The following is a 9,408-nucleotide window of genomic DNA, read 5'->3' as shown; positions in this document are numbered from 1 at the left end:
CAGCCAGCCAGCCAGCCAGCCAGCCAGCCAGCCAGCCAGCCAGCCAGCCAGCCAGCCAGAAGCATAATTCTCTTTGGTAAAGAGATCAATGACGAAACCTACGCTATTTGTAAATCCGATATGATGATTAAGGGTAACGACCCACAAAACATCAAAGTCGGTTCAACCCTTTCAACAGACACCTTCCAAGGCAGATATTTCGATTTTATGCTTTCCAACCCACCTTATGGAAAAAGTTGGAGTAGTGATCAAAGCTATATCAAAGACGGCAACAGCGTCATTGACGACCGCTTTAAAGTGCCATTGTCTGATTATTGGGGCGATATAGAAACCGTAGATGCCACACCACGTTCAAGCGATGGACAATTACTGTTTCTCATGGAAATGGTCAATAAAATGAAATCGCCGAAAGACAATTTAATTGGTAGCCGTGTTGCCTCTGTACACAACGGTTCCAGCTTATTTACAGGCGATGCAGGTTCGGGGGAAAGCAATATCCGCCGTTATATTATTGAAAATGACCTACTCGATGCCATTGTGCAACTGCCGAATAACCTATTTTACAACACAGGCATTACCACTTACATTTGGTTACTCAATAACAACAAACCTGAACAGCGTAAAGGAAAAGTGCAACTGATTGAGGCAAGCCAATTATTCCGCAAATTGCGTAAAAATTTAGGTGATAAAAACTGTGAATTTTCCCCAGAGCATATCGCTCAAATCACGCAAACCTATTTAGCTTTTACCGAACAAGAGGGCGAGTTTGCTACAAAAATCTTTGATAACCAAGACTTTGGCTATTACAAAGTGACTATTGAACGTCCAGATCGCCGTAGCGTACAATTTACCGCCGACAATATCGCCACTTTGCGTTTTGATAAAGCCTTGTTTGAACCAATGCAATATTTATATCAACAATATGGCGAGCAAATTTATCAAGCAGACGTATTAGCAAAAACCGACAAAGAAATCACCGCTTGGTGTGAAGAACAGGGCATTGCCTTAAATAATAAAACCAAAGCGAAATTATTGGATATAAAAACTTGGGAAAAATCTACCGTACTGTTTCATACCGCAACGCAACTGTTTGAGCATTTTGGCGAACAGCAATTTGATGATTTCAACCTGTTTAAACAACAGGTGGAAAACGTCTTAAAAACCAAACAAATCAAACTCTCTGTCACAGAAAAAAATACCATTTTAAATGCGGTAAGTTGGTATAACGAAACCGCAGAAAAAGTGATTGCGAAAACCGTGAAATTAAAACTGAACGAGCTGGAAACTCTTTGCCAACGCTATCAATGCCAGATGTCTGAATTGGCGGATTTCGGCTATTTTCCAACGGAAAAGGCGGGCGAATTTATCCAATATGAAAGCAGTAGCGATTTACGCGACAGCGAAAGCGTACCGCTCAAACAAGCTATTCACGACTACTTTAAAGCCGAAGTAAAACCGCACGTGAGTGAAGCGTGGATCAATTTAGAGAGTGTTAAAATCGGCTATGAAATCAGCTTTAACAAATACTTCTACCGCCACAAACCGCTCCGCAGTCTTGCCGAAGTAGCACAGGATATTCTTGCCTTAGAAAAACAAGCCGATGGTTTGATTGGTGAGATTTTGGGAGATTTACAAGCGGTCAGATTTTAAGGATTTTTTGCAAATGAACAGATATGAAAGTTATAAAACTTCAGGCGTAGAATGGTTGGGCGAAGTGCCTAGTCATTGGGAAGTAAAAAAACTAAAACATATAGGGTATATTTATTCAGGGCTTACAGGAAAATCAGGAGATGATTTTTCAAAGGATCATAAAAATGGTTTTAAAGAATTTATCCCATTTACAACAATATGTAATTTTAGTCAGATTAAAGAAGAGAATTTCCAATATGTAAGGACAACAGAAATAGAAAGGCAAAATATCGTTCAAAAGAATGATTTACTTTTTTTAATGAGTAGTGAGACTCTAGAAGATATTGCTAAATCTTCAGTTTACTTATTAGAAAAAAATAGTTTTTTAAATTCTTTTTGCAAAGGTTTTAGGATTTCTTCTGGCTACAATTCTATTTTTGTAAATTACCTTATCGGTAGTAAGGTATATAGAAATTATTTTAATACTGTTGGCAGAGGATTTACTCGAGTAAATATTAAGCAAGAGTATATAAATGATATACCAGTTATAATACCTTCAATTTTGGAACAACAAAAAATCGCCCAATACCTTGACGATAAAAACGCTAAAATCGATCAAGCGATTATGCTCGAAGAAAAACAAATTGAGCTACTCAAAGAGCATAAACAAATCTTGATCCAAAATGTCGTAACCAAAGGACTTAATCCACAGGTTAAATTCAAAGATTCGGGCGTGGAATGGTTGGGCGAAGTGCCAAGCCATTGGGAAATTAAAAAGTTAAAACATTTTGGTTTTATTTACGCAGGGATTAACGGAAAATCAGGAGATGATTTTTCAAAAGAATTTAAAGACAATCAAAAGTTAAAGCCATTTATTCCGTTTACTAATATTTGTAATAACTTCATTATTGATACTTCAAATTATCAATATGTAAGAATAAATTTTTTTGAAAAGCAAAATGCAGTTATAAATAATGATATTCTGTTTTTAATGAGCAGTGAAACATTAGAAGATATTGCAAAAAGTTCTTTATATCTAGGTAATGATGATGAGTTATATTTAAATTCTTTTTGTAAGGCATTTAGAACTACAAAAACAAATGAATTATTACCAAAATTTTTAAATTATTTATTTTTAAGTCAAAATATTAGAAATTATTTTGCAATGGTTGCTCGTGGATTTACTCGCATTAATTTAAAGCAAGAATATGTAAATAATTTACCAATTTCACTTCCCCCACTTTCCGAACAAACCGCCATTGCCCACTATTTAGACGAGAAAACCGCAAAAATCGATCACGCAATCCAACTCAAACAGCAACAAATCGATAAGCTCAAAGAGTATAAAACGGTGTTGATTAACGATGTGGTCACGGGAAAAGAGAAGGTGGCATAATTAAATGTAGGGACGCCACGCTTGGCGTCCATAAACATAAATCATGCTCAGTCTTAGCAATGGACGCCAAGCGTGGCGTCCCTACAAAAACGTTATTGATTTGGGTACTGAGCACGTATTTGCGCTTTCGGTGTAAAACTGATTTTATACACAAGCGGTCGGATTTAATCCATTTTTTGCAAATAAGGACAATCAAAATGGTAACAAGTACGAAAGAAAAAGATTTAGAAATAGCCATTGAACAAGCCTTAACAGGCACTTGTCGGGAGCAAGCAGTTAATCAGCTAAATGAACCAGCTGGGCGCTATTTAACCAAACATCACGGCTTTCAGCTGGGATTTTCGCAAGATTTTGATCCGCACTTTGCATTGGATATGCGTCTGTTTTGGGCTTTTTTGCAAAGCAGTCAAAAAGAGGAGTTGGCACGTTTTCAACAACTGAATCCAAATGATTGGGAGCGAAAAATTTTAGAACGCTTGGATCGTAGTTTGAAAAAATATGGTGTGTTGCAACTGTTGAAAAAAGGCTTGGATATCGATAATGCTCATTTTGATTTGCTTTATCCTGTTCCCCTTGCCAGTAGTGGCGAAAAGGTAAAACAGCGTTTTGAACAGAATATATTTAGCTGTATGCGCCAAGTGCCTTACTCTCGTAGCAGTGGCGAAACCATTGATATGGTGTTGTTTGTTAATGGCTTGCCGATTGTTACCCTTGAATTAAAAAATCATTGGACAGGGCAAACCGCTCGTTATGATGGGCAGAAGCAATACCGCAACCGTGATTTATCACAAACCTTATTACAATTCGGACGTTGTTTGGTGCATTTTACTTTGGATACCGAAGAAGCTTTTATGGCAACCAAGCTTGCTGGGGCAAATACTTTCTTTTTGCCGTTTAATAAAGGACATAATCAGGGCAAGGGTAATCCACCGAATCCAAACGGACACCGCACCGCTTATCTCTGGCAAGAGATTTTTACCAAACAAAGCCTTGTCAATATCATTCAACATTTTGTTCGTTTAGATGGTTCAAGCAAAGATTTGTTGGAAAAACGTACACTCTTTTTCCCTCGTTATCATCAGTTGGAAGTGGTTCGTCGCTTGATTGAACACACAGGGCAAAATGGTGTGGGTAAACGTTATTTAATTCAACATTCGGCAGGTTCAGGCAAATCCAATTCGATTACTTGGCTTGCCTATCAGTTAATTGAAGCCTATCCACAAAATCAAACCGCTTCCAATGGCAGAGCATTTGATCGACCGATATTTGATAGTGTCATTGTCGTAACAGACCGCCGTTTGTTAGATAAACAGTTACGCGACAATATCAAGGAGTTTTCTGAGGTTAAAAACATTATTGCGCCGGCAATGAGTTCAGCCGAATTGCGAGAATCCTTAGAAAATGGGAAGAAAATTATCATCACCACCATTCAAAAATTCCCATTTATTGTGGACGGCATTGCCGATTTAAGTGATAAACAGTTTGCGGTCATTATTGATGAGGCACACAGTTCACAATCTGGCTCAGCACACGATAATATGAATAGAGCGATGGGTAGAGAGTGTGATGAGCTTGAAGAAGCACAAGATCTGATTTTAAAAACGATGCAAGCACGCAAAATGCGTGGCAATGCCTCTTATTTTGCCTTCACGGCAACGCCGAAAAATACTACTTTGGAAAAATTTGGCGAACCACAAGCAGACGGCAAATTTAAACCGTTTCATCTGTATTCTATGAAACAGGCGATTGAAGAAGGCTTTATTTTAGATGTAATTGCCAATTACACCACTTATCGCAGTTTCTATGAAATTCAAAAATCGATTGAAGATAATCCTGAATTTGATAGCAAAAAAGCACAAAAACGTTTAAAAGCCTATGTGGAGCGTTCTCAGCAAACCATTGATATTAAAGCGGAAGTGATGCTGGAGCATTTTATTAGCCAAGTCTTTAACCGTAAAAAATTAAAAGGTAAAGCTAAAGGTATGGTGGTGACGCAAAATATTGAAACGGCAATTCGCTATTTTAAAGCGTTAAACCGCTTGCTCAATGAGCGAGGTAATCCGTTTAAAATCGTGATTGCGTTTTCTGGCAGTAAAGTGGTGGACGGCGTGGAATATACCGAAGCGGAAATGAACGGTTTTACCGAAAGCGATACCAAAGATTATTTTGATAAAGATGAGTATCGCTTGTTGGTGGTGGCGAATAAATACTTAACAGGCTTTGACCAACCGAAGTTATGCACGATGTATGTGGATAAGAAACTGACAGGAGTATTGTGTGTTCAAGCATTGTCTCGCTTAAATCGTAGTGCGGATAAGTTGGGTAAACGAACCGAAGATCTGTTTGTGTTGGATTTCTTTAATGATACGGAAGAGATTAAGGCTGCATTTGATCCTTTTTATACTTCTACTACGCTTTCTCAAGCCACCGATGTCAATGTGTTACACGAGTTGAAAACGCAATTAGATGAAGTCGGGGTGTATGAACAAGAGGAAGTCAATCGCTTTACGGAAAGTTATTTTACCAATCTAGATGTTCAGCAGTTAAGTAGCATCATTGATGTGGCAGTTAATCGTTTTGATCTGGAATTAGGCTTGGAGCAAGCAGAAAAAATCGATTTTAAAGTTAAGGCGAAACAGTTTTTAAAAATTTATGGGCAAATGGCCGCCATTATTCCTTTTGAGCAAGTTGCGTGGGAAAAATTGTTTTGGTTCTTAAAATTCTTAGTACCGAAATTGAAAGTACAAGATCCGAGTGATGAAATGGATGAAATTCTCAATGCAGTGGATTTAAGTTCTTATGGTTTGGCGAGAACGAAATTAAATCATCGTATTCGTTTGGACGATGAAGAAACGGAACTTGATCCACAAAATTCCAATCCGCGTGGCGCGCATCAAGACGATAAAGCCAAAGATCCGATTGATGAAATTATCCATAATTTCAATGAAAAATGGTTTCAAGGTTGGGGCGCGACACCAGAAGAGCAACGAGTGAAGTTCTTAAACATTGCCGATCGTATTCGTAGCCATAAAGATTTTGAGCAGAAATATAAAAATAATCCCGATATTCATACAAGAGGTATCGCTTTTGAGCAAATTTTACGTGATGTGATGAGCGAACGTCATCGCGATGAATTGGAGTTGTATAAGTTGTTTGCGAAAGATCCTGCATTTAAAACTGCTTGGACGCAAAGTTTACAGATGGCGTTAGGGGTGTAGTGGAATAGAGTATTTATAAATATTTTAAAGCAACGAGTTAGTAATGCGAAAAGGCACTGAAATTTAGTGTCTTTTTTGTTATATTGGCGCAACCAATTTATTTTTATAGGATAGTTATGAAACTTATTTGGAATTTCGTTAAATTTTGTTGGAAAGGGTTAAATTTTCTTCGTGATGTAGTGATGAATATTTTCTTTCTTATTTTTCTGTTGCTGGCTATTACAGTGTTTAGTTTGAGCATGAACAGTAAAAGCAAGACGGAATTAGTCGGCGATCAAGGGGCATTGTTGCTGAATTTAAACGGTTATTTGGCGGATAATCGTGATGAAAATATGACGTGGCAGACCGCACTTCAAGAAATTAATGGGCAATCTGTACCGATGAAAATTTCTACTTTTGATGTGGTTTATGCCATTAATCATGCGCAAAATGATGCTCGCATTAAAGGATTAGTGCTGGATTTGAATTATTTTGAAGGGGCGGATTTACCCGCGCTAGATTATGTGGGCGAGGCGATTATGGCATTTAAGCAATCCAATAAGCCCGTGATTGCTTATGGGGATAATTTCTCTCAAGGGCAATATTATTTAGCCAGTTTTGCCGATGAAATTTATTTAAACCCGGTGGGGAATGTGAATATTCAAGGTTTATCCGCGCAGAATCTTTATTTTAAGACCATGCTGAATAAGTTAGAGGTCACGCCGCATATTTTCCGTGTGGGAACCTATAAATCGGCAGTTGAACCCTTTTTGCGTGATGATATGTCTCCTGAAGCGAAACAAAATATGACTCGCTGGCTCACTAAAATGTGGCGTAATTATCAGCGTGGTGTTGCGGAACATCGTGGGATCTCAGAACAAGCGGTATTACCTGAAACCGCTCAATATTTGAAAGAGCTAACCGCATTAGGTGGGGATAGTACAAAATACGTGATGCAGCGTAAGCTTGTCACCCATTTGGCAACATCTTCCGAATTACAGGACAAGTTAACCGCACTTTTTGGTAAAAATGAGGATAACGCGTTTCAAAATGTGGATTTTGAAACCTATTTGAGCGCATTGCCTGACCGATTAACGGGGATGAAAGCGAAAAATAATATTGGGGTAATTAACGTGGAAGGGGCGATTATTGACGGTGACTCTGATGAAGAAAATGTCGGTGGCGATAGTATTGTCAAATTATTACAGCAAGCACAGTTTGATGACAGTATTAAAGGGGTGATTCTGCGTGTAAATAGTCCCGGAGGCAGTGCTTTTGCTTCGGAAAAAATTCGTCAAGAAGCTGAGCAGTTACAAAAATTAGGGAAACCGGTTGTGGTTTCAATGGGGGATATGGCCGCTTCCGGTGGCTATTGGATTTCCAGTACGGCAGATTACATTGTTGCGGATAAAAATACTATTACAGGATCTATCGGAATTTTTGCAATGTTTCCGACCTTTGAGAAGACACTCAAACAGGTTGGTATTTCAACAGATGGTGTGAGTACTTCCGCCTTTGCGAATGTGGATGGTTTACAGCCTTTACCTAAAGTTGTGGGGGATTTATTTCAAGTGGAAATTGAGCATGGTTATGATGCCTTTTTAGAGGTGGTGAGCCGTGGGCGTAAACTGTCTAAAACCGCCGTGGATAAATTAGCGCAAGGGCAAATTTGGCTAGGGGAAGAAGCCTTAACGCATCAATTAGTGGATGAATTAGGCGATATTCATCGTGCATTTGAAAAAGCCAGTGAATTAGCCGATGCTAAATTATCCACTAAACCCGATGATATGGCTTATTCTATGATTTGGTTAACGGAAGAACCCACCGGTATGCATGCCTTTTTAAGTCATTTTAAGCAAGAAGCGAAAGCGGTGATTGCAGATGTAATAGGTTTGCCGAAAGAAGTCCGTGATGTTCAAAAGCAATTAGGTCAGTTAACAAAATTCAACGATCCTAAAGGGCAATATTTATATTGTTTAAATTGCCGTACAGTGAAATAAATTATTTTTCTTTTACTGCTTGCTATTCATAAAGTTATGGTGTAATTTATTTATTACATTATCGTATAAAAATATTTACACCATAAATTAGCAGTAAAGGAAATCCAAATGAATAAAGACAGCATTCATAATGTCCACATTGTTGACGAAAAAGTATTAATTACGCCGGCAGAACTTAAACAAAAATTACCGCTTCCAACGGCACTTCGTACACAAATCGAAACACATCGCCGTGAAATTTCCGATATTATTCATAAAAAAGATAATCGCTTATTAGTGGTAATTGGACCTTGTTCTATTCATGATCCTTTAGCCGCATTAGATTATGCAAAACGCTTGAAAGCACTTTCCGATGAATTAAAAGATCAACTTTATATTGTGATGCGTGTGTACTTTGAAAAACCACGTACTACTGTAGGTTGGAAAGGGTTAATTAACGATCCGAAAATTGATGGCTCTTTTGATGTGGAGCACGGTTTGCATATTGCGCGAACCTTATTGCTTGATTTAGTGGAAATAGGCTTGCCATTGGCAACGGAAGCACTTGATCCAATGACGCCACAATATTTAGCGGATTTATTTAGCTGGTCAGCCATTGGTGCGCGTACCACTGAATCACAGACTCACCGTGAGTTAGCTTCCGGTTTATCTATGGCGGTTGGTTTTAAAAATGGTACAGACGGTAGTTTAGGAACGGCGATTAATGCAATGAAAGCGGCCTCGATGGGACATAGTTTTATTGGGATTAACCAACAAGGTCAGGTGAATTTATTACATACAGAAGGTAATCCTGATGGGCATGTAATTTTACGTGGAGGGAAAACACCCAATTATGCTTCAGAGTTTGTGCAACAATGTGAAGCTGAATTGAAAAAAGCCGGATTGGAAACGGCGATTATGATTGACTGCAGTCATGGTAACTCAAATAAAGATTACAAACGTCAGCCGATTGTGGCAGAAGATGCGACTCAACAGATTGTAAATGGCTGCCAATCGATTATTGGTTTAATGATTGAGAGTAATATCAATGCAGGTAACCAATCAGCAGAACAACCTGTCAGCGAAATGAAATACGGCGTATCTATCACCGATGCTTGTATTGATTGGGAAACGACAGATAGTTTGTTACGCAAAATTGCGGCAGATTTAAAAAATCGCTAAAATATCTCCCATTTTAACCGCACTT

The 9,408-nt window shown here is 38.4% G+C and carries 5 protein-coding genes; all 5 read left to right on the top strand.

Annotated features, from left to right (window positions below; all coding sequences use genetic code 11):
* A partial coding sequence (locus Q0O89_RS06720; RefSeq protein WP_293730941.1) for an N-6 DNA methylase occupies nt 1–1,650 on the top strand: 1,650 nt, incomplete at its 5' end.
* Between the two features lie 13 nt (nt 1,651–1,663).
* Entirely contained in the window at nt 1,664–3,025 is a 1,362-nt protein-coding gene (locus tag Q0O89_RS06715) for a restriction endonuclease subunit S (RefSeq protein WP_293730940.1), read from the top strand.
* 197 nt (nt 3,026–3,222) lie between these two features.
* Nucleotides 3,223–6,243 carry a type I restriction endonuclease subunit R gene (locus tag Q0O89_RS06710; RefSeq protein ID WP_293730938.1) on the top strand — a complete coding sequence of 1,007 codons (3,021 nt, stop codon included), beginning with the start codon at nt 3,223–3,225 and terminating at the stop codon, nt 6,241–6,243.
* 125 nt (nt 6,244–6,368) lie between these two features.
* Nucleotides 6,369–8,222, top strand: a complete 1,854-nt coding sequence (gene sppA, locus Q0O89_RS06705; protein WP_293730944.1) for a signal peptide peptidase SppA — start codon at nt 6,369–6,371, stop codon at nt 8,220–8,222.
* 108 nt (nt 8,223–8,330) lie between these two features.
* Complete coding sequence (locus Q0O89_RS06700) at nt 8,331–9,383, top strand: 3-deoxy-7-phosphoheptulonate synthase (protein ID WP_293730937.1); 1,053 nt, start codon at nt 8,331–8,333, stop codon at nt 9,381–9,383.
* Nucleotides 9,384–9,408 lie beyond the last annotated feature (25 nt).

It is taken from the genome of uncultured Actinobacillus sp. (assembly GCF_945915845.1).
Classification (GTDB): Bacteria; Pseudomonadota; Gammaproteobacteria; order Enterobacterales; family Pasteurellaceae; genus Exercitatus.
The sequence above is the reverse complement of the archived record's forward strand: the minus strand, read 5'-3'. Positions and strand labels throughout refer to the sequence as shown.

Excerpts from the sequence above, each read along its gene's own strand:
- Q0O89_RS06715 (WP_293730940.1), top strand. The coding sequence starts at position 1,664 with ATGAACAGATATGAAAGTTATAAAACTTCAGGCGTAGAATGGTTGGGC.
- Q0O89_RS06710 (WP_293730938.1), top strand. The coding sequence starts at position 3,223 with ATGGTAACAAGTACGAAAGAAAAAGATTTAGAAATAGCCATTGAACAA.
- Q0O89_RS06700 (WP_293730937.1), top strand. The coding sequence starts at position 8,331 with ATGAATAAAGACAGCATTCATAATGTCCACATTGTTGACGAAAAAGTA.